Annotated in this window: 22 protein-coding genes, 2 tRNA genes and 2 pseudogenes; 19 read left to right on the top strand and 7 right to left on the bottom strand. The window is 61.2% G+C overall.

The window, feature by feature from the left end; all coding sequences use genetic code 11:
• Nucleotides 1-3: 3 nt before the first annotated feature.
• Nucleotides 4-88 (bottom strand) — tRNA-Leu (locus F0185_RS32960).
• A 371-nt stretch (nt 89-459) separates the two neighbouring features.
• Between F0185_RS32960 and rnr the strand changes: the two genes are divergently transcribed.
• From rnr to F0185_RS32940, 4 genes are all read left to right on the top strand, one after another.
• Nucleotides 460-2,973, top strand: a complete 2,514-nt coding sequence (gene rnr, locus F0185_RS32955) for a ribonuclease R (protein WP_167232743.1) — start codon at nt 460-462, stop codon at nt 2,971-2,973.
• A gap of 3 nt (nt 2,974-2,976) precedes the next feature.
• The gene (gene rlmB, locus F0185_RS32950) at nt 2,977-3,720 is read left to right on the top strand and encodes a 23S rRNA (guanosine(2251)-2'-O)-methyltransferase RlmB (protein ID WP_167232741.1); all 744 of its coding nucleotides are present in this window, start codon (nt 2,977-2,979) and stop codon (nt 3,718-3,720) included.
• Nucleotides 3,721-4,008: 288 nt separating this feature from the next.
• Nucleotides 4,009-4,749 carry a serine O-acetyltransferase gene (cysE, locus tag F0185_RS32945; RefSeq protein ID WP_167232739.1) on the top strand — a complete coding sequence of 247 codons (741 nt, stop codon included), beginning with the start codon at nt 4,009-4,011 and terminating at the stop codon, nt 4,747-4,749.
• Between the two features lie 27 nt (nt 4,750-4,776).
• Nucleotides 4,777-5,457 (top strand): YceH family protein, encoded by a 681-nt coding sequence (locus F0185_RS32940; RefSeq protein WP_167232745.1) that lies wholly within the window; start codon nt 4,777-4,779, stop codon nt 5,455-5,457.
• Between the two features lie 49 nt (nt 5,458-5,506).
• On the opposite strand, the gene F0185_RS32935 is transcribed toward F0185_RS32940, so the two are convergent.
• The 3 genes from F0185_RS32935 to F0185_RS32925 are packed head-to-tail and all read right to left on the bottom strand — an operon-like array spanning nt 5,507 to nt 7,682.
• Nucleotides 5,507-6,466 (bottom strand): hypothetical protein, encoded by a 960-nt coding sequence (locus tag F0185_RS32935; RefSeq protein ID WP_167232737.1) that lies wholly within the window; start codon nt 6,464-6,466, stop codon nt 5,507-5,509.
• Entirely contained in the window at nt 6,463-7,320 is an 858-nt protein-coding gene (locus F0185_RS32930) for an ABC transporter ATP-binding protein (RefSeq protein WP_166898770.1), read from the bottom strand. The genes F0185_RS32935 and F0185_RS32930 overlap by 4 nt, the downstream gene beginning before the upstream one ends.
• The gene (locus F0185_RS32925; protein ID WP_167232735.1) at nt 7,317-7,682 is read right to left on the bottom strand and encodes a GntR family transcriptional regulator; all 366 of its coding nucleotides are present in this window, start codon (nt 7,680-7,682) and stop codon (nt 7,317-7,319) included. Before F0185_RS32925 ends, F0185_RS32930 begins: the two co-directional genes overlap by 4 nt.
• 194 nt (nt 7,683-7,876) lie before the next feature.
• On the opposite strand from F0185_RS32925, the gene F0185_RS32920 reads away from it, so the two are divergent.
• The 9 genes and pseudogenes from F0185_RS32920 to F0185_RS32880 form a co-directional block, all read left to right on the top strand.
• Nucleotides 7,877-9,904: an NHL repeat-containing protein gene (locus tag F0185_RS32920; RefSeq protein WP_167232733.1), complete on the top strand. Its 2,028-nt coding sequence runs from the start codon at nt 7,877-7,879 to the stop codon at nt 9,902-9,904.
• A 70-nt stretch (nt 9,905-9,974) separates the two neighbouring features.
• Complete coding sequence (locus tag F0185_RS32915; protein WP_167232731.1) at nt 9,975-12,002, top strand: NHL repeat-containing protein; 2,028 nt, start codon at nt 9,975-9,977, stop codon at nt 12,000-12,002.
• Nucleotides 12,003-12,295: 293 nt separating this feature from the next.
• Nucleotides 12,296-12,715, top strand: a complete 420-nt coding sequence (locus F0185_RS32910; RefSeq protein WP_167232730.1) for a hypothetical protein — start codon at nt 12,296-12,298, stop codon at nt 12,713-12,715.
• Between the two features lie 363 nt (nt 12,716-13,078).
• Nucleotides 13,079-13,591 (top strand): SurA N-terminal domain-containing protein, encoded by a 513-nt coding sequence (locus tag F0185_RS32905; protein WP_167232728.1) that lies wholly within the window; start codon nt 13,079-13,081, stop codon nt 13,589-13,591.
• Between the two features lie 18 nt (nt 13,592-13,609).
• Nucleotides 13,610-14,044 (top strand): annotated as a pseudogene (locus F0185_RS32900) (peptidylprolyl isomerase); the annotation flags it as partial.
• A 255-nt stretch (nt 14,045-14,299) separates the two neighbouring features.
• Nucleotides 14,300-14,824, top strand: a complete 525-nt coding sequence (locus F0185_RS32895; RefSeq protein ID WP_167232724.1) for a GNAT family N-acetyltransferase — start codon at nt 14,300-14,302, stop codon at nt 14,822-14,824.
• A gap of 190 nt (nt 14,825-15,014) precedes the next feature.
• Nucleotides 15,015-15,353 carry a hypothetical protein gene (locus F0185_RS32890; protein WP_167232722.1) on the top strand — a complete coding sequence of 113 codons (339 nt, stop codon included), beginning with the start codon at nt 15,015-15,017 and terminating at the stop codon, nt 15,351-15,353.
• Between the two features lie 289 nt (nt 15,354-15,642).
• Complete coding sequence (locus F0185_RS32885) at nt 15,643-15,975, top strand: hypothetical protein (protein WP_167232720.1); 333 nt, start codon at nt 15,643-15,645, stop codon at nt 15,973-15,975.
• Nucleotides 15,976-16,070: 95 nt separating this feature from the next.
• A pseudogene (locus F0185_RS32880) lies at nt 16,071-16,576 on the top strand (transposase); the annotation flags it as partial.
• Nucleotides 16,577-16,611: 35 nt separating this feature from the next.
• Here the strand turns inward: F0185_RS32880 and F0185_RS32875 are convergent.
• The 3 genes from F0185_RS32875 to F0185_RS32865 all read right to left on the bottom strand — a co-directional run bounded on the left by F0185_RS32875 (nt 16,612) and on the right by F0185_RS32865 (nt 18,554).
• Nucleotides 16,612-17,373 (bottom strand): UDP-2,3-diacylglucosamine diphosphatase, encoded by a 762-nt coding sequence (locus F0185_RS32875; RefSeq protein ID WP_167232718.1) that lies wholly within the window; start codon nt 17,371-17,373, stop codon nt 16,612-16,614.
• A gap of 38 nt (nt 17,374-17,411) precedes the next feature.
• Nucleotides 17,412-17,888, bottom strand: a complete 477-nt coding sequence (locus F0185_RS32870; RefSeq protein ID WP_166898629.1) for a peptidylprolyl isomerase — start codon at nt 17,886-17,888, stop codon at nt 17,412-17,414.
• A gap of 72 nt (nt 17,889-17,960) precedes the next feature.
• Nucleotides 17,961-18,554, bottom strand: coding sequence for a peptidylprolyl isomerase (locus F0185_RS32865; RefSeq protein WP_167232716.1), 594 nt, complete (start codon nt 18,552-18,554; stop codon nt 17,961-17,963).
• 273 nt (nt 18,555-18,827) lie between these two features.
• Here F0185_RS32865 and cysS point away from each other — a divergent pair, with 273 nt between their 5' ends.
• The 6 genes from cysS to F0185_RS32835 all read left to right on the top strand — a co-directional run bounded on the left by cysS (nt 18,828) and on the right by F0185_RS32835 (nt 24,904).
• Entirely contained in the window at nt 18,828-20,240 is a 1,413-nt protein-coding gene (gene cysS / locus F0185_RS32860; protein ID WP_167232714.1) for a cysteine--tRNA ligase, read from the top strand.
• Nucleotides 20,240-20,899 (top strand): DNA-3-methyladenine glycosylase family protein, encoded by a 660-nt coding sequence (locus F0185_RS32855; protein ID WP_166898646.1) that lies wholly within the window; start codon nt 20,240-20,242, stop codon nt 20,897-20,899. The genes cysS and F0185_RS32855 overlap by 1 nt, the downstream gene beginning before the upstream one ends.
• A gap of 57 nt (nt 20,900-20,956) precedes the next feature.
• Entirely contained in the window at nt 20,957-21,934 is a 978-nt protein-coding gene (locus tag F0185_RS32850; RefSeq protein ID WP_167232712.1) for an acetyl-CoA carboxylase carboxyltransferase subunit alpha, read from the top strand.
• Entirely contained in the window at nt 21,931-23,343 is a 1,413-nt protein-coding gene (gene tilS, locus F0185_RS32845; protein WP_167232710.1) for a tRNA lysidine(34) synthetase TilS, read from the top strand. Before F0185_RS32850 ends, tilS begins: the two co-directional genes overlap by 4 nt.
• Before the next feature lie 129 nt (nt 23,344-23,472).
• Entirely contained in the window at nt 23,473-24,720 is a 1,248-nt protein-coding gene (locus tag F0185_RS32840; RefSeq protein ID WP_167232708.1) for an aspartate kinase, read from the top strand.
• Nucleotides 24,721-24,812: 92 nt separating this feature from the next.
• Nucleotides 24,813-24,904, top strand: a tRNA-Ser gene (locus tag F0185_RS32835).
• Nucleotides 24,905-24,907: the final 3 nt, after the last annotated feature.

Below are 24,907 nucleotides of genomic sequence, written 5' to 3'. Positions count from 1 at the left end.
GAGTGGTGCCCACGGAGGGACTCGAACCCCCACACCTCGCGGCACATGGACCTGAACCATGCGCGTCTACCAATTCCGCCACGTGGGCATGCTGCTGCTTTACTACTGTTGCTGCACTTCTTTTGCTGCCTGCCGGCGTTGCCGCCGACTTCTGCTATCATACTCGCTTTCGGAGTTTTGCGCCAGACTAACTTTCGTTACTCTTTTTGCTCAACACCATGCAAATATGCTGCCTTTTTCTCCCGCTTCAACGTTGTGTTTCCGCGAAAGACCAAAATTATAGCCGAAGATTTGGAAATGTCACAGCCCTAGCCGAAGAATCTTTCAAAGCACGCTTCGTTAGGCGAATCGCACCGACCTCCGGTACACTACGCCTATCACTGTGTCAATAATCACTGTGTCAGTCACCCGCCCAGACATTTCCCGCGGTAGCTGCCAAAAACAAATATAGAAAAACATTTGAACCAAATTACTCATACCATTCCCAGCCGCGAGGATATTCTCGGCATTTTCCGCAACGCGGGCGCGACGCTTGATCTCGAAAGCATCGCCCGCACGCTCAAGGTCAAGCCAGCCGCGCTGGAGGTGTTAACCAGGCGTTTGAATGCCATGCAGCGCGACGGCCAGATCCACGCCGACGCCGATGGCAACTACGCCCTGGCCGACCATTCCGGCTTTATCGCCGGTAAGGTCAGCGCGCACCGCGACGGTTTCGGCTTCGTCATCCCCGACGAACCGGGCGAAGACCTGTTCCTGTCCGACAAAGAGATGCAGAAAGTCCTGCATGGCGACCGTGTGCTCGCCAAAGTCACAGGTACCGACCGCCGCGGCCGCCAGGAAGGCACCATCGTCGAAGTCGTCTCGCGCGCCAACAGTCATGTGATCGGCCGCCTGCTCAATGAGAACGGCGTCTGGATCGTCGCTCCCGAAGACAAGCGCATCGGCCAGGACATCCTGGTCGCCGGTTCGCCCGGCAAGGCCAAGGCAGGGCAGATCGTCAGCGTCGAGCTGAGCGAGCAACCGTCGCGCTTCAAGCAGCCGGCCGGCCGCGTGGTCGAAGTGCTCGGCGACCTGGACGATCCCGGCATGGAAATCGAAATTGCCGTGCGCAAGTTCGGCGTGCCGCATATCTTCTCCGCCGCCGCGCTCAAGTCCGCCGCCAAGCTGCCCGGCGAAGTGCGCGAAGCCGACCTGCAAGACCGGGTCGACCTGCGCGATGTGCCGCTGGTGACCATCGACGGCGAAGACGCGCGCGACTTCGACGATGCGGTGTACTGCGAGCCGGTCAAGGTCGGCAAGGCCAACTGCTTCCGCCTGATCGTGGCGATCGCCGACGTGTCCCATTACGTCAAGCCGAACGATGCGCTCGACGTCGACGCCATCGAACGTAGCACCTCGGTGTATTTCCCGCGCCGCGTCATCCCGATGCTGCCCGAGAAACTCTCGAACGGCCTGTGTTCGCTGAACCCGGCCGTCGACCGCCTGACCCTGGTGTGCGACGCCGTCATTTCGGACAAGGGCGAAATCAAGGCCTACCAGTTCTATCCGGCCGTGATTCACTCGGCTGCGCGCCTGACCTACAACGAAGTGGCCGATATCCTCGGCAACACCGCCGGCCCGGAAGCGGCGCGTCGTCCGGCCATCGTGCCGCACCTGCTCAATCTGTACGATGTGTACCACGCGCTGCACAAGGCGCGCCAGGTACGCGGTGCGATCGACTTCGAAACCACCGAAACCTATATCGTCTGCAATGCGCTCGGCAAGATCGAAAAGATCATTCCACGCACCCGCAACGATGCGCACAAGGTCATCGAGGAATGCATGCTGGCGGCCAACGTCTGCGCGGCCGATCTCTTGATCCGCCACAAGCATCCCGGCACCTATCGCATCCACGCCTCGCCGACCAAGGAAAAGCTCACGCAAGTGCGCACCTTCCTCAAGCAGCTTGGCCTGAACCTGAACGGTGGCGACAAGCCGAGCGCCAACGATTACGCCGAACTGATGAAGCAGATCAAGGACCGTCCGGACGCGTCGCTGCTGCAAACCATGCTGCTGCGTTCGATGCAGCAAGCGGTCTACAGCCCGGACAATATCGGCCACTTCGGCCTGGCGTACGAGGCGTATGCCCACTTCACCAGCCCGATCCGCCGCTATCCCGACTTGCTGACGCACCGCGCCATCAAGGCCATTTTGCTCGGTAAAAAATACGAGCCGAAGGGCATCGACCTGGCCGGCCTGAACACCACCGTGTCGAACGCCACGCGCAAGCAGCAGGCGAAAGACAAGGCCGAAGGCAAGCAAAAGAATGAAAAAGACCTGACCATCTGGGACGCCTTGGGCGTGCATTGCTCGGCCAACGAGCGCCGCGCCGACGAAGCCTCGCGCGACGTCGAAGCCTGGCTCAAGTGCTACTTCATCAAGGACAAGCTCGGTGAAGAATTCACCGGCGTGGTCTCGGGCGTGACCACCTTCGGCATTTTTGTCCAGCTCGACGCGCTGTTCGTCGAAGGCCTGGTCCACATCACCGAACTGGGCACCGATTACTTCCAGTACGACGACGCGCGTCACGAACTGCGCGGCGAACGCACCGGCAAGCGCTACCAGCTGACCGACCGCGTGACGGTGCAGGTCTCGCGCGTGGATCTCGAAGCGCGCAAGATCGACCTGGTGCTGGCCGGTAGCAGCGTGCAGGCCGATAGCGGCGCCGGCAAGCCGAAAAGCGCGGCGCACAAGGCGCTCGACGCCAAGCCAGCCAAGTCGGGCAAGCAGGGCCGCTCGTCCGGCGGTGCAAGCAATGCGCCTTCGCGTTATGAGCTCGACGAGAGTGTCGGCGCGGAAGTCTCGGGCGCCAAACCGAAGCGCAGCAAGTCCGGCTCGACCGCCAGCAAGTCGACCAGCCGTTCCGCAAAACCCGCAGGTAGTAGCAGTTCCAGCACCAAATCAACAAGCAAAACGAATAAGAGCAAGCGATAACACATGAAGAATAAAATGATTTTCGGGTTCCACGCGGTGACCTCGCGTCTGCGTCACGAGGCCTCGTCGGTGGAAGAAATTTTTGTCGATGCGACCCGCCAGGATCGCCGCATGCACGATCTCGTCGCCAATGCCAAGGCATTGGGCGTGCGCGTCATGCCGGTCGATTCGGCCCGCCTCGACAAGATCGTCGGAACCCGGCGCCACCAGGGCGTGATTGCCTTCGCCAGCCAGCTGGCGCTGGCGCGCAACCTCGATGAACTGTTGGATGCGATCGAAGGCCCGCCGCTGCTGCTGATCCTCGACGGCATCACCGATCCGCACAACCTGGGCGCCTGCCTGCGCGTGGCCGACGGTGTCGGCGCGCACGCGGTCATCGTGCCGAAGGACCGCGCGGTGGGCCTGAACGCCACGGCGGCCAAGGTTGCCAGTGGCGCGGCGGAAACCGTGCCGTACATCACGGTCACCAACCTGGCGCGCACCATGCGCGAGCTCAAAGAGCGCGACATCCTGCTGATCGGCACCACCGACGATGCGGACAAGGGCTTGTATGAAGCGGACTTCTCCGGCCCGGCCGCACTGGTCATGGGTTCGGAAGGCGAGGGCATGCGCCGCCTCACCCGCGAAACCTGCGACGTGCTCGTTGGTATTCCGATGTTCGGCTCGGTCGAGAGCCTGAACGTCTCGGTGGCGTCGGGCGTCTGCCTGTACGAAGCACGCCGCCAGCGCATCGCGCGCGAAGTCTGATACCCGCCACGCCGGCCCGGAACATCCTGGCCGGCGTGGCGCACCTCCTTACTTGCAAATTTCCATCTTGTGGACGCTGTCTTTGCTGTTAGTGCAAGAACTGGCGCCGTTGGCGTACGCGGCGAGGCCGTCGACTTGCCGGCGCGAATGCGGCAAATGAAGCATGCTTGCATGATCCGCCTTGCCGCAATCGCCTTTATGCGAAGCGGGCAAATTGACCGCACATAAGCGGGAGGCGGGCGGATACGCTACCATGCCTGTATCGCAACTGTTCCCACGTCCCTGTCTATGTTTTTACACCTGCGCGAAGATATCAAGAGCATCATTGAACGCGACCCGGCCGCCCGTAACGGATGGGAAGTTTTCACTTGTTATCCCGGCTTTCAGGCCATCATGATGCATCGCTGGGCGCAGGCTTGCTGGACCCGCAAGCTGAAATGGATCGGCCGCTTCATTTCCTACGTGGCGCGCATCCTGACCGGCATCGAGATCCATCCCGGCGCCACCATCGGGCGGCGCGTGTTCATCGACCACGGCTTCGGCGTGGTCATTGGCGAAACCGCCGTGGTCGGCGACGACTGCACCATCTACCAGGGCGTGACCCTGGGCGGCACCTCGCTCAACAGCGGCACCAAGCGCCATCCGACCCTCGAGCGCGGCGTCATCATCGGCGCCGGCGCCAAGGTGCTCGGCTCGTTCACGGTGGGCGAGTACGCCAAGGTCGGCTCGAACGCGGTGGTGATCAAGCCGGTGCCGGCCGGCGCGACGGCGGTCGGCAATCCGGCCCACATCGTCCAGAAAGAGGTCGACACGCGCGCCAGCGCGCATCTGTTCTCGGCCTACGGCGTCACCCCGAACGGCGACGATCCGCTGTCGAAAGCCCTGCACGGGCTGATCAATCACGCGGCGCGCCAGGACGAACAGCTCGACCGCCTGATGGCGCTGATGAAGTCGGCCGGAATCGCCTGCCCTAGCACGCCCGAGTGTGATAAATTGGATTCGGTAAAGCTCAATAAACTGGTCGAGTAAGGAAACAGACGCATGACACTAGAAGGTATGACACAAGAAGCAAACGGCGGCGCCGACGGCGCTGCCTTGCTGGACCCGTTCGAAATCCGCGTGCTGGCGGTGCTGGCCGAAAAAGAAGGCCTCACGCCCGACAACTATCCGATGTCGCTCAATGCCATCACCAACGGCTGCAACCAGCTCTCGAGCCGCGACCCGGTGATGCAGCTGTCCGACGAAACCGTGCAGGACGTGCTGCAGCGGCTGATGCAGCGCAAGTTCGTCAACGGCATCACCCAGGCGGGCGCGCGCGTGACCAAGTACGAGCACCGCATGCGCATCAAATGGACGCTCGAGCAGGACAAGCTGGCCGTGCTGACCATCCTGATGCTGCGCGGCTTGCAGACAGCGGGCGAAATCCGTACCCGCAGCGGGCGGCTGCACGAATTCAAGTCGGTGGCCGATGTCGAGGCGTGCCTGCAGTTTTTGATCGACAAGTATCCGCCGATCGTGGCCCGCCTCGCGCTCGCGCCGGGGACCAAGGAGCCGCGCTACGGCCAGCTGTTGGGTGGCGATGCGGCGCTGGCGCAGCAGGAGTCCTCGTTCGGGGTGGTCAGCGCGCCGGCCCAGGGCAGCCGGGTGGCGCAGCTGGAACAGGAAATGGCGGCCCTGCGCGCCGAGGTCGACGACCTCAAGTTGCAGTTCCTGGCGTTCAAGACGCAGTTCGAGTAAGCGCCCTCACCAGCGGCGGCGGGCAGGATATATGCCCACCGCCCGGCGTCTATCCTTCGTCCTTGAAGCGGCGCAGGCGAATCGCGGCATAGATCATCAGCAGGCCCGCCGCCGCGCCGATCCACACGCCCGGCGTGGCCAGCGCGGGCCAGGCTTGCGAGAGCACATCCATGCCCGGCTCATGCAGCATGACGCCGGCCCGGTTGTGGTCGAACAGCCAGCTGCCCGGCACCAGGCCCAGCAGTATGCGCCCGGCCACGTTGCTCGTCATCCAGGCGGCCGCCGAGTTCACTCCCAGCACGTAGCCGACCCATTTCACCAGTATCAGCGCGATCAAGGGCAACCCGACCGCCCACAGGAACGGTTTCGATTTGGCCCAGGCTGACACCATCAGCAGCCAGCCGACCGTCGGCAGTGCGCACAGCACGTAAACCGGCAGCACGCCCACCGCTTGCAGGGGCAGCAGATACACCGCCTCCTTGCCCAGGATGGCGCCGAACACATTGACCCCGTGGACCAAGGCCGCCGTGCCGACAATGAGCATCAACGCGAGCGAGGTGGCAAGGCTGATGCCGATCACGATCAGCGGCGCGGCCACGGTCACCATCAGCACTTTCGAGAGCACCGTCTGGGTATCGGACAGCGGCAGCGATTTCCAGAACAGGATGCTGCGGTCGCGCCGCTCGTCATGCAGCGCGCCGAGGCAGTAAAAGAAGGTGGTCACGGCCAGCATCAGCAGCAGCGGCAGGCCGGCCCCGAGGCAGATGTTCGACAGCACGCTGGTGGCTTCCTGATAATCCTGGGCCGACATGCTGTTGAACACGGCTTGCATGCCCTGCATTTGTCCATTGAGATGCAGCTTGAAGGGGCTCTGGCCGCTACTCATGCCGTACACGACGGTAATGCCGGTCACCGCCACCATCACCATGCCGAGAATGAGCGGCGCCCAGAAAAACGATCCCTTGTGCTCCCAGAACTCGCGCTTGAGCAACCATTTCATTGTGTTCATGCGTAGCTTCCTTTCATGGTGGCGACAAACAGATCGGCGACGCTGGGGTTGCGCGTTTCGCCGAGGACCTCCAGCTGCGCGCGCGCCACGCCGTCGAACAGCATCACCGACTTGCCGAACACGCTGCGCTGGTCGATCGGCTGCAAGGCGTTGGCGGCGTTCACTTTGTCGGGCGCGACCATCACTTCGATGAAGCGCTCGCCGATCTCGTCCATCGAAGCCGACAGCACGATCTTGCCGTCGCGAATGAACAGCAGGTCGGTGAGGATATGCTCGACTTCCTCGACCTGGTGGGTGGTGATGATGATGGTCTTGTCCGCATCAAAATAGTCTTCCAGCAGGTTCTGGTAAAACTGCTTGCGGTAAAGGATGTCCAGGCCCAGGGTCGGCTCGTCGAGCACCAGCAGTTTGGCGTCGATGGCCATCACCAGCGCCAGGTGCAGTTGCACGATCATGCCCTTGGACATGGTCTTGACCTTCATCTCCGGCTTGAGCTTGGTCGCGGCCAGGTAGCGCTCGGCCTTGGCGCGGTTGAAGCGCGGATGGACGCCTTCGACGAAGTCGATCGCCTCGGACACGCGCAGCCAGCGCGGCAGGATCGCCACGTCGGCGATAAAACAGACTTGCTGCATCAGCGCGTCGCGCTCGGTGCGCGGATCGAAGCCGAGCACCGACAGCTCGCCCTCGACATCGGTCAGGCCGAGCACGGCCTTGAGGGTGGTGGTCTTGCCCGATCCGTTGGGGCCGATCAGGCCGACGATGCGGCCGGCGGGAATGGTGAAGCTGACATTGTCGAGCACCACCGAGGCGCCATAGCGCTTGCCCAGGTTGCGGGCGGTCAGGACGGCGCTCATGAGCGGCCTCCGTCTTGCGCGCGCAGCAACTGGTCGAGGTCGAGGCCAAGGCGGCGGATGCGTTCGAGCATGGCCGGCCATTCTTCGCGCATGAAGCGCTCGCGTTCGCTGGCGAGCAGTTTTTCGCTCGCGCCTTCGGTGACATACATGCCAATTCCCCTTCGTTTTTCCACAAGTTCCTCATCCACCAGTTCCTGGTAGGCGCGTGAGACGGTGATCGGATTGAGCTGGTACTCGGCCGCGACCTGGCGTACCGAGGGCAGGGCGTCGCCAGCCTTGAGGGCGCCGTCGAGCATCATGCCGATGACTTTTTCCTTGAGCTGGCGGTAGATGGGCGTGTTGTCGTTCCAGCCGATGGTCATGGCGGGCCCTTTCGGTGGTGCGGTGCCGCGTGGTGAGGCATAGGTCCTCCCTGTTGGTGAGGTGATGAGTTGGTGATGTAGTTAACTATAACACCAACACGTAACAAGAAGAGGTGTTGTATATTTTTTTCTTTGTCAATATTGTCCGAACGGTTCTGTTATATTCGCAGCCCTAGATATTTCAGAGATACAACATGCACCACACGCCAAGCAAGCTGGTTTCCCCTCGTTTCCCTGTACTCAGGCAGTCCACGGCAGTGCTGCTGTGCTGCGTGCTGACGGCTTGCGGCGGCTCTGGCGGTTCATCGCCTTCGCCAGCGCCGGCGCCGGAAACGCCGGTGGGTCCCGTTGCGCCGCCGGCGGTGGTGCCCGTCGCGCCGCCGGCGGCCTCGCGCTTGCCGCACGTGCTCGCTGGAGTGCCAACGCTGTTGCAAGCACCGGCGGGCGTTGCCGTCGATAAGGCAGGCAATACCTTCGTGATCGATTCGACCAGGCAGCTGATCCTGAAAATCACGCCCGCCGGCGAGGCCAGTACATTCGCTGGCTCGCATTTGTCGTCCGGGAGCGAGGATGGGCAAGGAACCGACGCCAGTTTTCGGTTTACGCCAAACTCGCGCATGCTGATCGATATGGCTGGGAACCTGATTGTCGCCGATACGTGCAACGGCTTGATACGACGGATTACTCCGCAGGCCATGGTGAGTACCGTGGCTGGTGTCCGCGGTGCGGGATGTTCTGTCTATCCGGAAAACCGCGATGGCCTCGCAGCGGGCGCGTCGTTTAGCGCTCCAGAGAGCATTGTGCTCGATGTCAATGGGGATTATCTGGTCGGGGGAGGCGGGCTGTCCGGGGTGCGCCGGGTCACCCCCGGCGGAAAAGTGAGCACCAGCAGGTGGGTCCAGCCCGACCTGGACGGCACGGGGAGCGGCAGTTCAGCCCACACCTTGGCCGTCGACAAGAACGGCGTCGTGTATTTCTCCTCGCGCGGGTTGATCTATCAGGTCATGAACGGGGTAGCGAAGCGCTGGGCAGGCACCACCGAACGCGGCATGGCCGACGGGCCGCGTTTGAGCGCACGCTTTGACTTGGTCACCGGCATGGTATTTGGCGCGTCCGGCGATCTGTACGTCAGCGACTACTCGTCGATCCGGCATGTTTCTCCCGATGGGATCGTGAGCACTTTGGCGGGGGTGGTCGGCAGCCTTGGTACCCGGGATGGGAGCAGGAACGATGCGCGTTTCAATGGGACGGGGGCGCTGGCCATCGATCCTCAAGGTCAAATGATCGTCGCCGACGCCTACGTCATGCGCCACGTGTCGACGCGGGGCGATGTGACCACTTTCTCCGCCACGCCATCGACCAGCGGCGTGGTGGACGGACCCGGCAGCGTCGCCCGTTTCGAGCGCACGCTGAACCTCGCGGCCGATTCCAAAGGCAACGTCTATATTCCGGACCCGTATACCAATGTGATACGACGGATCAGTCCGGACGGAACGGTGAGCTGGTTTGCCGGGGTTGCAGGCGTTCGCAACAGCGCCGTAAGCGGTGTGTTCCGCGCCGACGCATTTGCTAACCAAAAATCGATCGCGATCGATGCCGGGGACGTCGTGCATGTGGCCGATGTCGACCGGATTGTCAGGATCGACAACGGCGTCATGAAGACGGTGGTGACGCTTGCCGATGAGGTCAAGTGGGCCAACCACATCGCGGTCGATTCCTTTCGCAATATTGCCGTAGCCAGGTTGCAGGACGTCTGGGTGCTGCATCCGGAGGGGGATGCATTTATCAAGGTCACCGGCAACGATGTCGGGAAACTGGCCAGCGGTGTACCAGGGTGGCACGACTTCCGGCCGGCCGGTGTCGCTTTCGATGGGACTGGAAACTTGTATATCGCCGATCTGAAAAGCCATACCATCCTCAAGCGCGACAGGTTCGGCGTCCTGTCGGTGTTTGCGGGCACCTTTGGGCTTGATGGCAACGCCGACGGCGCCCCGGGGCAGGCACGCCTGGACTTTAACGGTCCGGTGCAGATGACGTTTTCCCCCAAAGGCGAGATGTACCTGGCCGGCTTGGGCAAGGTCCGCAAGATCACGCCCGACGGCACGGTATCGACGCCAGCGCTGGCCTGGGGTTATCCTAGCCTGAACAGCATCGTGTACAGCCAGAACAGGCTGCTGGGTATGACCGCCTTCGCCATCCTCGACACCGCGCTGCCTGACTGATGCCGGCGCCGCGCCGCGCCGCAGGCTATCTTCCGGCTTCCCTACTACTCTTACATAGCAAACAGAACCGATGAGACACGACCAACTGCCTTTTTCCGCTTCGACGGCCACGCGCCGCGCCACCGCACTGCTGGCATGCCTGTTTTTCGCGGCCTGCGGGGGCGGCGGCTCCGGCGGCGCGCCCGCCACGCCGGCCCCGGCCACGCCGGACTTGCCGCCCGTTGCCGCCAAATGCGGCCCGGGCGTGACCGACTACGTGGCCGGCGGCGACGATGACATGGCCGCGCTCGGCATCACCTGCATGCAGTCTGTGCGCGCCGGCAAGGAAACCGTGCTGCAGGTACCCAACGGCATGGCGATGGACAAGGCCGGCAACACTTACGTGCTCGACCGCGCCAAGCAGGTCATCTTCAAATTCACGCCATCGGGCGCGATGTCGGTGCTGGCCGGATCCATCGCCCGCTACGGCAGCCAGGATGGCACCGGCAGCGCGGCCAGCTTCAATTTCAATCACCTGTCGCGCCTGATCGTCGATAACGCTGGCAACCTGATCGTGAGCGACACCTGCAACAATACGCTGCGCAAAATCACGCCGGCCGGCGTGGTCAGCACGCTGGCCGGCGCGGTCGAGCCGGTCTGCCTGTCCGGCACCGGGCGCGTTGGCAACGGCGACGGCGCCGGTGCGCAAGCGTTTTTCGATCGTCCGGCCGAGATCGCGCTCGATATCAATGGCGACTACCTGGTGCTGGAAAACGCCGGCATCCGCCGCGTCACGCCAGCCGGCGTGGTCAGCCGCGTGAGCTGGACCCGCAACCCGGCCGAACAATGGGAACTGACGCGGCCAAGCCGGATTGCCGTCACCGGCGACGGGACGCTGTATGTGTCCGAATTCAGGCGGATCTACCGCATCGCCGGCGGCATGGCCACCTTTGTTGCTGGTGGTAATTACGGAGAGGCGCGCGACGGCGTCGGCGCGGCGGCGGTGGTGATGGCGCCGCGCGCCATGGTGGCCGATGCGGCCGGCGACATCTATTTCAGCGATGTCGACCTGCTGCGCAAGGTCAGCGCCGCCGGCGTGGTCACCACCGTGGCCGGCAACAGCGCCGGCGGCGCGGTGCGCGACGGCACCGGCGCGGATGCCCGTTTCTCTTACCTCGGCCCGCTCTTGATGACGGCGTCGGGCAATATCGTCGCCCTCGACAGCGGCGCACCGTCGATCCGCACCGTGACTCCGGCCGGCCTGGTGAGCACCTCGTCCGCGATGGCCGTGGCCAGTGGCAGCGTCGATGGCAAGGGCGGCGCCGCGCGTTTCAACCGGCAGGACGGCACGGCGGCCGATGCGGCCGGCAATCTGTACATTGCCGACCACGCCACCAACCTGGTGCGCATGGTCAGCCCCGACGGCACGGTCAGCGTGTTTGCCGGCAACGGCATGAAGGGCGTGACGTTCAGGCAGCCCTACAGCATTGCGATCAGCCCGAACGGCGCCGTGTACGTGGCCGATACGACCCAGATCGTCAGGATCGAGCGCGGTGCGACCACGGTCGTGCAGTCGTACACGCCTGAGAATGGCGACGTGGTCGATATCGCTGTCGATGCCGAAGAGAACCTGGCCATCGCCGGCTACACCTCGGTGCGCCAGGTGTCGCCATCGGGCAAGGTTACCAAGCTGATCGTCGATGTCGGCGGCGGCCGGGACGGCGCGAGCGACAATGCCTTGCGCCCGGCCAGTATCGCCTACGACCGCCCGGGCAATCTGTACGTGGCCGACGCGGCCAGCGTGGCCGTCTACAAATTGTCCAAGGCCGGCAAGCTGGCGCTGTTCGCCGGCTCGCCGTTCTGGATGGGCGACCTCGATGGCCCGGCCGGCAACGCCATGCTGGGTTTTCACGGGCATACGGAAATGGCGTTCGCGCCGAATGGCGATATGTACCTGAGCGGGCAGGGCTTGCTGCGCAAGGTCAGGCCGGACGGCACCATGTCGACCCCGGCGCTGGCCTGGGGCAAGCCGGTGCTGGGCGGTATCGCTGTCGGCAATGGGACGCTGATCGGGTTGACGTCGTACGCGGTGGTGCAAACGCCGTTGCCGGCCGACTGAGCGGGTGAACAGAACGGCTGGGTCGGTCGACTCAGCCGGACAGATAGGCCGAACGACTTGGAACGCCTGACAAACCCAAGTGCTTGTCCTGAGAGTAAACACATCGTACACTGAGCCATTGCGACCGGCGGCTTTCGGCCAGCAACGGGCGTTCAGGAATAGCGCTCTGGTGCGCACCCGAAAGAAAATAGCAACCTTGAAACCGAACGCCACTTACAAAACAAATGGTCTGGAATGCGCCAGCCAAGTGGCAGAGTTCGTATACGGCCAGAAGTGGACGCGAGATGCATGGGATGCAACAGAATCATTATGAGCTCCTCGCTGACAAACCGCCGTCGTTAAACGTGAGGTATGACCCGATGAATGCTGAGTTTGAGGCAATTGAGACAGCACTTATTGATTACCCTCCTTCAGGCGAAGATTACTTCTTCATCGACATGTTCGTTGTGGGCTCAGTCAATGTAGCCAATGTACGCGATGTATTGACGCTCATGAGCAAGCATGACGAGCTCAATCGGGCCTTTTGGTCAACCGTTAATGGGGCGCCGACCTCGGAGGAAGGGTGGAAGTCGATCATTTGGATAGGCAGTGATATGAGTGATGAACTGCAGGATCGACTTAGGCAGCGATTAAGGCACACGGTTGAGATTGTCCGCGCGGAGATTGGTGTGCAGCAGGCGCGTCGGATCGCCCTGTTCAGAAGCAAGGATTAATCTCTTCTTCTGGGCTACTGTGAAGCCCGAAAATTTGACGAAAACGGCCAACAGCGGACATCCGAGAGGCTCTAGACGTCGGGATTGGCACAAACCGAAGCAACTTCCACGGCTCCAATATCCGAACGATTTGTGAATGGTTTTTGGTGTGGCTCGTGCGAAGTCGCCTTCATTCCTGAACACCTTTTCGGCGAGTTGGGGCTAACAAAATATCGCGCGATCTAGGACCGCGTGCGGCCAATTGCAGACACATGCCGTCGCTGACGAACAGGACGAGAATTTGAATGATAGTAATTGAGGAAACGCGCGCACCACTGGCGTAAGGTCTTCGCTATTCAGTTTTAATGAAAGGATGTTCCACCTATGCCGAAATCTGTTCTGGTCGTGGCCGCACTTGTTTTTGCAATACATGTCTCGGCGTCGGCGCAGCATGTCGCCGTTGTCAACGGCAAGCCGATCACCCAGACTAAGGCGGACCTGAAGGTCGCACAAGCCCTTGCCGAAGGAGCCCCCGCCGATACTCCTCAATTACGGGAATCGATCAAGTTAACCCTAATCGCCACCGAAGTGCTGCGCCAAGAAGCTGACAAACAAGGATTTGCACGACGCCCGGACATCGTGGCCCGCTTGGACCAGATCACGCAGCGCATCAGCACGAACATCCTGGCCGAGACTATCAAGAATCATCCGACTAAGGAAACCGATGTCCGGGCCGACTTCCAGCGAATCAAGGCCGACATGGCTGGCAGTGCATCTCCGCTGGTGCCGTCAGACGTGGATGATCGATTCGCCATGCGCACGAAAATCCAACTCGCCTTGGACAACGCCACCGAGTTGATCATCGTAAACGCCATGCTGGGCGAGTACGTGCGCTAGAATCCCGTTACGGACGCCGAGATCCAGGCTGAATATGTGCGCATGAATACGCGCAAGGGAGATACCGAATACCAAGTGCGCCATATCTTGGTCCCCCGCGAGTCCGATGCCACGGCGCTGCTCGCTAGCATCCGCGGCGGCGCCCAGTTTTCGGACTTGGCGCGAGCCCATTCGAAGGATGCGTCCGCCACCAAGGGCGGCCAGCTCGGTTGGACGAGTCCCGTGAGTTTTGTGGCCGAGTTCGCGCAGGCGCTGGTTGCGCTGCGCAAGGGCGAAATTACGCCGCATCCCGTCAGGACGCAATACGGCTACCACCTCATCCAACTCGAGGACATGCGTCCCGCCATGATTCCGACCCTAGACGAAACCAAGGGAACGATTGTGGAAGCGCTGGAATTGCGCAAGCTGCGCGATTTTCGCGAGGCGTTGGTGCGCCGGGCTACTATCCGCTAGCTTGGCGAGAATGCCAACTGCTGTGACTGGCGCAGCCCAGAAAATGCTTCCTGCACGTGGCGTCTACCGAAAAATCTTGATACGGCGCGATTTGCCATTGGCTGCTTTGGGGCGGCAGCTGCCTTTCGCCAACGAGCAACATACTGTCGAGTAAAATGGCAACATTCGGCCAAAAGCAGACCGTCAATGCCACGCCTTATTCCGACTGGCGCACTAAGCCGGCAATATGACTTTCATTAACAGGAAACGCATTTCATGATCAAAGGAAGCAATTTCGTCATACGCCATATTATTCTCAGCGATCTACCCGCGCTGGTGCCCTTGTTAAACGACCCAGACATACGTGGCGAATACCTGCCGAGCGCGATACACTCTCCGATCGATCTTGAGCGAAGAATCCAGGACGACGGTATGGCAAATGATGGTCTGGTTCGCCTTGTGATCGTGGAACAGTCTGGAAATACGATCATCGGGACGATCTGGCACTCGAAAGCAGTGCCCTATTTTAATGCGCGCGAGATTGGTTACACCCTGTCGAACGAATGCCGTGGGCGGGGTTTCGCCACCGAGGCTGTCAATTTGCTGGTGCGTTACCTGTTTAATTCCACTTTGATCAATCGGATCGAGATTCGCATGGACGCTCGCAATCTGGCGTCAGAAAAGGTGGCGATCAAATGCGGCTTTCAAAAAGAAGGGGTATCGCGCGGCGCCAATTTCGTGCGTGGAAATCATGTCGATATGAACTTGTATGCACTGCTGCGGCATGAGGTGGCTGGCTAACAATCCTGGTTACACATTCGCCATAGCCTCTGTCATGAGCAAGCGCTAACCCTGACCGCAGGCAAAAATATATGGCGACACAGCAAACGTCTGCAAAAGGGGCGGGACCGGCCTGACAGCCACCGCCGATTTCGGCCAGCAGCGGACCTCCAAATTTTGAATTTTCGCACAAGGAAATGATGGGTTCAACATGCACGAAGCAAACAAGGTGACTGAGACGGTTGCCAATGACGTTTTATCCGCTGTTGCATTCCACCCGCTGCATACGGAGGCAATCGGTTGGGCGCACTGCGTGAGTGACGTATTCGCACAACCGAAGAGCTTCCTTGATCACGCCAGCATTTCCGATGAGAAAAGAAAGTCTATTCACGAAGCTCTTGAGGGCGTCTCAACTGTTTTGCTGGCGAGCTTCTGGACCTCGGACAAGAAACCCGAGCCCCTTTCTGGTTTTGGAAAACTATATACCTTTCTCGTCCACCCCGAGAATTTTGAAATCTTTCTAGCCGAGGTAAGTATATGGCGCTCTTAATTTATCGGAGCGAGGAGCAAGCGTTTAACCTGGCAGTTAATGGGGCTACATCTACGCTGCGAGTTCCCGTAGCCAGTTACTTGGAACGCTCACGCTGACCGTCCAGAGGTTCCCAGGGGTTCGGGTTGCAGTCGCCTGTTGCGGCACTCCCAAGCGCGTACAATCGGCCAGAAGCGGATAGTGCGACGGTTGGGAGTGCCGTGCCTAAGAAAGGATTCAGATGGCTGGGGATGTCGCTTTCGTTGTAGGGAGGCTTAAGTTTTTGCTAGAGTTCACAGGCGTAAATCCGATGGACCTTGGTGTCAGCGTCCGGCTTGAAGTCGAGTATTTAGGTCGAAGCCAGACACTCAAATGGACCGCGGAGAACCTATGGTTTGATTATGAAGATCTTCGTCGATTCGAAAGTGAACTCGACGGCGGCGGCGCGGCCCGACTGCACGATATGAGCGCGTACCCAGTTCTTCACTTCGAGCGCAATTTGTCTCAGGAATATCTCACCATCAACCCACATTCGCAGCGGCAGTCGCAGGATGGCGACTGCATGGCCGTTCGTTTGAAGGTTGATTCCGGGACAATGCACGCGCTGTATTCCGCGTTGAACCAGTTCGGCAAATGGTGGTGAAGCGACTATTACTTCCTCGCTGGGGCGATAGCGGACGTACACGGCTTTAGTTCGGCAGCGAAGATGGCGGCTTTGTTCCCAGACGGATTGATGCCATGGCCCAAGCACTTCTTTCCGAAGACAGTTGGTCGTTTGTAACAGCTCATCTCCCGCCCCATCGCAGATCGCCGAAAGGCGGACGGCCCCGTATCAATGATTGTGCGACCCTGACCGGGATCCTGCTTGTGCTCAAGACGGGGATGCCGTGGGGATACCTGCCGCGCGAACTCGGCTGCGGCAGAGGCATGACTTGTTGGCGTCGGCTTCACGAATGGATGCAAGCCGGCGTTTGGCAGCGCATCCACGAGGCAGTCCTGCGACGGCTGCGCGAGCACATCGCGCTTGGCTGCGCCGACGAGGCATCGCAGCACGCATCGCGCGATCCGGCGTGGAGTCCCATGAAAGGCTCGGCCGATGGCGTCGGGCCGTTGAGCGCACCCTGGGATGGTTACATCGATTTCGCAGATTGCGCATCCGGCACGAGCGACCAGCAGACGTCCATCAAGCGTTCCTTTCGCTTGCCTGCTCGCTCATCTGTTGGCGGTATGCCGACAGGTTTTGTCAGGCGCCCTTGGCCGAACGACTCAGCCGAACGACTCAGCCGATCACCTTGCCATCCAGGTCATGGCGCGTGATGGCGCCGCCGTCGCCGATGGCGATCCAGCCGCCGCGCGGCGGTTCGGCGTCCGGCTCCCAGTCCGGCAGCACGTAGCGGCGCTTGCCGTCGTGCTCGTGCAGGGCGGGGCGGTGCGTATGGCCGTGGATCAGCACGTCGGTGCCGGTGGCGGCGAACAGCGCGTCGATCGCCTGCGGCGTGACGTCCATGATCTCCATGGTCTTGGTGCTGTGCGCTTCCTTGCTGCCTTCGCGCAGGTTGGCGATGATGGCTTTGCGCTGCGCCAGCGGCATGGCCAGGAATTGCGCCTGCCAGGCCGGCTGGCGCACCTGCTGGCGAAATGCCATGTAATGGATGTCGTCGGTGCATTGGGCGTCGCCATGCACGAGCACGATTTTCTGTCCGCCGATGTCGGCAATGTGCGGCTCGGCCAGCAATTGCATGCCGGCGGCGTCGGCAAAGGCCTGGCCAACTAAGAAGTCGCGGTTGCCGGCGATCCAGTAGACCGGAATGCCGGCGTCGCTGACGGCGCGGATGCCGGCGGCGATGCGGCGGTGCAGGGGCGCGTCGAGATCGTCGTCGCCAGCCCAGTATTCGAACAGGTCGCCGAGAATATACAGCGCGCGCGCCGCCATGGCGCGTTCTTCCAGGAAGGCGAAGAAGGCGTCCACGGTGCGCGCATGCGCTTCCTGCAAATGCAGGTCGGAGATCAACAGCGCGAGCGTTCGCGCGGGCAGGGTCATTGGGCCGCCGCCGGTGGGGTGTGCTCGCGCTTCATGCTTTAAATGACTTCGATTTTTTCGATGATCACTGGCTCGAGCGGCACGTCGCCGCTTTTGGTCTTGACCTTGCGGATGGCGTCGACCACTTCCTTGCCTTCGGTGACTTTGCCGAACACCGCGTAGCCGAAGCCGTCCTGGCCCGGATAGTCGAGGAAGCTGTTGTTCTTGACGTTGATGAAGAACTGCGCCGAGGCCGAATGCGGGGCCGAGGTACGGGCCATGGCCAGGGTGTAGGTGTCGTTCTTGAGGCCGTTGCTGGCTTCATTTTCGACGGTTTGATCGGCTGGCTTCTGGCGCATGTTCGGCTCCATGCCGCCGCCCTGGATCATGAAGTCGGCGATGACGCGGTGGAAAATGGTGTTGCTGTAATGGCCCTTGGCGACATAGTCGAGGAAGTTGGCGACCGTTTTTGGCGCTTTCTCAGCGTCGAGCTCGGCGGTGATGTTGCCCATGTTGGTGGTAATCAGAATAGCCATGTGTGTTCCTGTTGGTTGAGTTATTAATGGAAGTATTTTCCAGCGCCGCTATTTTACGGGAATCGCGAAAATTCAGGGCTTCACGATGGTGGCGGACTTGATCACGATCGGCGTTACCGGCACGTTCTGGCTGCCGCGCACGTCGTCGACCATCACGCCCTTGATCTTGTCGACCACTTCCTGGCCGGAAATGACCTTGCCGAACACCGTGTAGCCGAAGCCGTCGCGGCCCGGATAGTCGAGATTGGTGTTTTCGGCGACGTTGATGAAAAATTGCGAGGTGGCCGAATTCGGATCTTGCGTGCGCGCCATGGCGATCGAGTAGGGCACGTTCAGCAAGCCATTCTTGGCTTCGTTCTGGACCGGCGCCTTGGTGCTGCGCGTCGCCATTTTTTCATCCATGCCGCCGCCCTGGATCATGAAGTCGTTAATCACGCGGTGGAAAATCAAGCCCTTGTAGTGCCCGCTTTTGACGTATTGCAAAAAATTGGCGACCGTTTTCGGCGCCTTGGCCTGGTCGAGTTCGAGCACGATCTCGCCCATGCTGGTCTTGAGCGACACTTGCGGCGTTTCGCTCGCGAGCACGGCGGTGCTGAGGGTCAGGCCGGCGAACAGCGTGAGAAAACGTGCTACCAGGGGCATGCGGAACATTAACGAATCTTGCATTTAGAATCCTTGACGTGAAGTGCTTGTTGTTATATGGACGGAAGGCTGTCAAGCCTTTACCGCAAAAATAAACCTGATCCATATGCGGCCAGCCGGTATTTTAACAATGCTATACTTTGTACAGAACGTCCCATTCTATCAAAGAAGAACAAGACAGAGGGCTCCGACGATCTCGATGCAAACCACGCCTGACCGGCGCGCGCCCACCGCGGCGATCGCGCCCGGTTGTCGTTTTGCCCGAGCGCGGGGCGCGCTGTAACGAGTAAGAATCTGATGAGCCAATTAAAGATCTACAACACGCTTGCGCGTGAAAAACAGGTATTCACCCCCATCGAGCCAGGTAAAGTCGGCATGTACGTGTGCGGGATGACCATCTACGACTACTGCCATATCGGCCATGCGCGCATGATGATGGCGTTCGACGTCATCTACCGCTGGCTCAAGGTGTCGGGCTACCAGGTCACGTACGTGCGCAACATTACCGATATCGAAGACAAGATCATCAGGCGCGCCGTCGAGAACGGCGAGTCGATTTTTTCCTTGACCTCGCGTTTCGAAAAGTACATGGACGAAGACACCGCCGCGCTCGGCATTTTGCCGCCCGACGTGGTGCCGCACGCCACCGCCTATGTGCCGCAGATGCTGTCGATCATCGCCCAGCTCGAACAAAAAGGCCTGGCCTACAAGTCGGAAGATGGCGACGTCAATTTTGCGGTGCGCAATTTTCCCGGTTACGGCAAGTTGTCCGGCAAGTCGCTCGACGACCTGCGCGCGGGCGAGCGGGTCGACGTCAACGCCGACAAGCGCGATCCGCTCGACTTCGTGCTGTGGAAGGCCTCCAAGGAATCCGAGCCGGACGAAGTCAAATGGGACTCGACCTGGGGCAGCGGCCGTCCGGGCTGGCATATCGAGTGCTCGGCCATGTCGTGCGCGACCCTCGGCCAGCACTTCGACATCCACGGCGGCGGCGCCGACCTGCAGTTCCCGCACCACGAGAACGAGATCGCCCAGTCGGAAGGCGCCTTCGGCCATCCGATGACCAATTACTGGGTGCACAACGGCTTCGTGCGCGTGGTCAATGAAGAGACCCAGGTCGCGGAAAAGATGGGCAAGTCGCTCAATAACTTCTTCACGATCCGCGACGTGCTCAAGCTGTATGACGCCGAAGTGATTCGCTTCTTCATCCTGCGCGGGCACTACCGCAGCCCGCTGAACTACGGCGTTGCCAACCTGGAGGACGCGAAATCGGCCCTGACGCGCCTGTACACCGCGCTGGCCGGGATCGACAGCGGCGCCGCTGCGCTCGAGGTCGACTGGAACGAAGCGCACGCCATCCGTTTCCGTGATGCGATGGACGACGACTTCAACACCCCGATCGCGATCGCCGTGTTGTTCGACCTGGCCACGGAACTGAACAAAAGCAAGTCGGTCGAACACGCGCGCCAGTTCAAGGCGCTCGCCGCCGTGCTGGGCCTGCTCGAACGCAGCCCGCAGGAATTCCTGCAGGCCGGCGTGGAAGAGAGTGGCATGGACGAGGCCGCCATCGTGGACGCCATCGCGCGCCGCGGCGAAGCCAAGAAGGCGCGCAACTTCGCCGAGTCCGACAGCATTCGCGCCGGCTTGCTGGCGGCCGGCATCGTCCTCGAAGACAAGCCGGACGGCACAACCAACTGGCGCCGTGCATGATGGCCCCAACCAAGGAAACGGCGGGGACCACCCCGCCGCCGCTGGATGTGCCCGCGTACTGGGAACAGGCCAAGGTCGAACTCATGAAGCGCGACCGCATCATGAAAAAGCTGATCCCGCAGTTCGGCGACCTGCACCTGGTCGGCCATGGCGATCCGTTTACGACCCTGGCGCGCTCGGTGGTGGGCCAGCAGGTCACCACCAAGGCCGCTGACGCCGCCTGGAACAAGCTCTTGCTGGCCTGTCCCAAGATCAACCCGGCCCAGGTGATCAAGGCTGGCGCCGAGCAACTCTCGGCCTGCGGCCTGTCCAAGCGCAAGACCGAATACATCCTCGACCTGGCCGATCATTTCAAGGCCAAGCGCGTGCACGCGAACCAGTGGGCCGAGATGGATGACGAAGCCGTCATCGCCGAGCTGGTGCAAATTCGCGGCATCGGACGCTGGACAGCGGAGATGTTTCTGATATTTAATCTGCTCCGGCCGAATGTCTTGCCGCTGGACGATCCTGGTTTGATCCAGGGCATCAGCCAGAACTACTTTTCCGGCGAACCTGTATCACGTAGCGATGCGCGCGAGGTCTCGGCCAATTGGGAACCGTGGAGAACGGTCGCTACGTGGTATTTGTGGCGTAGCCTCGATCCGGTTCCGGTAGAATAGCGCCTGTAGCGGCCGTGCGGTGGGGTATGCTGCGGCCAGAATTTACCCGGAGGTACAATGATTAAAACAACTTTCCTCAATTTTGAGCAGCCAATTGCAGAGCTCGATTCCAAAATTGAAGAGCTGCGCTTCGTCCAGGACGATTCGGCTGTCGACATCTCCGAAGAAATCGACCGCCTGGCCAAGAAGAGCCAGCAACTGACCAAAGATATTTACGCCAAGCTCACGCCGTGGCAGGTGTCGCAGATTGCACGGCATCCACAACGTCCGTACACCATGGACTACGTGAACGAAATCTTTACCGACTTCCACGAACTGCACGGCGACCGCTCCTACGCGGACGACCTGTCGATCGTCGGCGGGCTGGCGCGCTTTAACGGCCAGGCCTGCATGGTGATCGGCCACCAGAAGGGGCGCGACACCAAGGAACGCGCCCTGCGCAACTTCGGCATGCCCAAGCCGGAAGGCTACCGCAAGGCCATGCGCTTGATGAAACTGGCCGAAAAATTCGGCTTGCCGATCTTCACCTTCGTCGACACGCCCGGCGCCTTTCCCGGCATTGACGCCGAAGAGCGCGGCCAGTCCGAAGCGATCGGCCACAACCTGTATGTCATGGCTGAACTGAAAGTGCCGCTGATCGCCACCATCATCGGCGAAGGCGGCTCCGGCGGCGCGCTGGCGATCGCCGTGGGCGACGCCGTGCTGATGCTGCAATACGCGACGTACTCGGTGATCTCGCCCGAAGGCTGCGCCTCGATCCTCTGGAAAACCTCCGAGCGCGCCTCCGACGCCGCCGACGCGCTGGGCCTGACCGCGCATCGCCTCAAAGCCATGGGCCTGATCGACAAGATCATCAACGAGCCGCTCGGCGGCGCCCACCGCGATCCGAAGAACATGGCCGTCATGCTCAAGCGCGCGCTGGCCGACACCTTGCGCCAGTTCCAGGGCATGAAAACCAAGGACCTGCTCGAAGCGCGTCACAACAAGTTGATGAGCTACGGCAAATTCAAAGAAACGACGCCGGCCGAAGAGTGAACCAGACCAGCAACGCAGCGCTTGCAGCGCAGTTTGCGCAGGCGCTTGACGCGTTGCGCGCACAAGGCGCTTCGCCCTCGGTGGCGATCGCCTACAGCGGCGGGCTCGATTCCTCGGCCCTGCTGCACCTGGCGGCGCAGTACGCCGCCGCCAGCGATGTTCCCCTGTTTGCCTTCCACGTCCACCACGGCATCAGCCCCAACGCCGATGCCTGGCTGGCGCATTGCGAAGCGGCCTGCGCTGCTCTTGGCGTGACGTTTGCCGCGCGCCGCGTGGTGCTCCAAAAATCCAAATCCGGTGTCGAAGCGGCGGCCCGCAAGCTGCGTTACGCGGCCCTGGGCGAGCTGTGCCGCGAGCACGGCGTGCGCCTGATGCTGACCGCCCACCATCTCGACGACCAGGCCGAAACCGTGCTCTTGCAACTGCTGCGCGGCTCCGGCACGGCCGGCCTGTCGGGCATGGATGCAGCCAACGCCGCCCCCGAACTGCTCGGCAATCCGGACCTGGTGATGGCGCGTCCCTTGCTGCCGGTCTCGCGCCAGCAGCTCGAAGCGTACGTCGCCGCGCATGAGCTGGCCTGGGTCGAAGACGAATCGAACACCCACCCGCGCTATGCCCGCAACGCCCTGCGCCACCAGGTGATGCCGGCGCTGGCGGCGGCCTTTCCCGGTTACCAGGAACGCTTTGCCCGCAGCGCAGCGCACGCGCAGTCGGCCCAGCGCCTGTTGAACGAGCTGGCCGTGCAAGACCTGGCGGGCTGCCTGGTGGACGACTGCATCGACGTGGCCAAACTGCGTTCGATGAGCCTGGACCGCGCCTACAACATGCTGCGCTACTGGTTCGGCCTGCGTTCGCTGCGCATGCCCTCGACCGCCTGGCTGACCGAAATGGTGACCCAGCTGGTCGAAGCGCGGCATGACGCGCAACTGCTGGTGACGCACCCCGACTGCCACATCCGGCGCCACCGCGACCGGCTGTACATCACGCCCAAGCTGGCCGACCTGGCCGGCCAGCGCGATCCGGACGACGAGGGACTTTTCGTCAAGGAAGGCGAGCGCTTCACCTGGAACGGCGAAGCGAGCATGGCGTTCCCGGCCTACGGCGGCGTGCTGCATTTCGACGCGGCCGGGCAGGGCTTCGACAGCGCCTGGCTGCGCGCGCAAGCCTTGCAGATCGACTTCCGCAAGGGTGGCGAGCGCCTGAAACCGGCGGCCAATCGCCCCACGCGCCCGCTCAAATACCACTACCAGGCCTGCAACGTACCCGCCTGGGAGCGCGAGCGCCTGCCGGTGGTCAGCAGCGGCAAGGATTTGCTGTTTGCCGCCGGCATCGGCATGGATTGTCATCACTTCGGGGACGTTTCCGGCCCCCTGATCAGCCTGCGCTGGGAAGCGCGCAATGCCTGTTGACTATGCAAAAACGTTATTTCTATATACCAATAACGTATAAATTTGTCCACAGACTGCCTTGTTTTTTTGCATCGCAGCATGTAGAGTAAAGCCCTCCTTTTTCATTAACCGAGCGGAAACTTCACTCTTATGGCTTTAATCGTCCACAAATATGGCGGAACGTCGATGGGCTCGACCGACCGCATCAAGAACGTCGCGGCACGCGTCGCCAAGTGGCATGACGCGGGGCACCAGATCATTGTTGTACCATCGGCCATGTCGGGCGAAACCAATCGCCTGATCGGCCTGGCCAAACAACTGATGGAACACCCTGATCCGCGCGAACTGGACATGATTGCCTCCACCGGTGAACAGGTTTCCGTTGGCTTGCTGGCGATGGCGCTGCTGGCGATCGGTAAACCGGCAGTCTCGTACGCCGGCTGGCAAGTCGCGATCAAGACCGACTCGTCGTTTACCAAGGCGCGCATCGAATCGATCGACGATGCCAAGGTCAAGGCCGACCTGGATGCCGGCAAGATCGTGATCATCACCGGTTTCCAGGGCGTGGATGCGAACGGCAATATCGCCACCCTGGGTCGCGGCGGTTCGGATACCTCGGCCGTGGCGATCGCAGCGGCGGTGATGGCGCAGGAATGCCTGATTTACACCGACGTTGACGGCGTGTACACGACCGATCCGCGCGTGGTGTCGGAGGCGCGCCGCCTCAAGACCATTACGTTTGAAGAAATGCTGGAGCTCGCTTCGATGGGCTCCAAAGTGCTGCAGAGCCGCTCCGTAGAATTCGCCGGCAACTACCGCGTGCCAACCCGCGTCCTGTCGTCGCTGACCGATCCCCTGATGCCGCTCGAAGAAGAAGCCAGCTCGGGTACCCTGATTTCGTTTGAGGAAGATACAAATATGGAACAAGCTGTCATCTCCGGCATCGCATTCAACCGCGACGAGGCCAAAATCACCATCCTCGGCGTGGCGGACAAGCCGGGCATCGCCTACCACATCCTGGGACCGGTGGCCGACGCCAACATCGAAGTCGACATGATCATCCAGAACCAGTCGGTCGAAGGCAAGACCGACTTCACCTTCACGGTCACGCGCGGCGAGTATGTGAAGGCCATGGGCGTGTTAGAGGGCGTCAAGAACGACATCGGCGCGGCCAGCATTTCGGGCGACGCCAAGGTGTCGAAAGTGTCGGTGGTGGGCGTGGGCATGCGCAGCCACGTGGGCGTGGCCTCGCAGATGTTCCGCACCCTGGCGGAAGAGGGCATCAACATCCTGATGATCTCGACGTCGGAGATCAAGATCTCGGTGCTGATCGATGAAAAGTACATGGAACTGGCCGTGCGTGCCCTGCACAAGGCTTTCGATTTGGAAAAAGCATAATATTTCCAAAAAATGGATGCGGATCATTGCAAAATCCACGCCCAACCGGTATGATCTTGGTCTTCTGATCTGGTGAAACTACTGGGCGGAATGGAGATGTGGCCGAGTGGCCGAAGGCACGTCCCTGCTAAGGACGCATATGGGGTAACCTGTATCGTGAGTTCGAATCTCACCATCTCCGCCAGAA

This window comes from Massilia rubra, from assembly GCF_011682065.1.
Classification (GTDB): Bacteria; Pseudomonadota; Gammaproteobacteria; order Burkholderiales; family Burkholderiaceae_D; genus Telluria_A; species Telluria_A rubra.
Note: the sequence above shows the minus strand (reverse complement) of the source record. Positions and strands in the feature narration are given on the sequence as shown.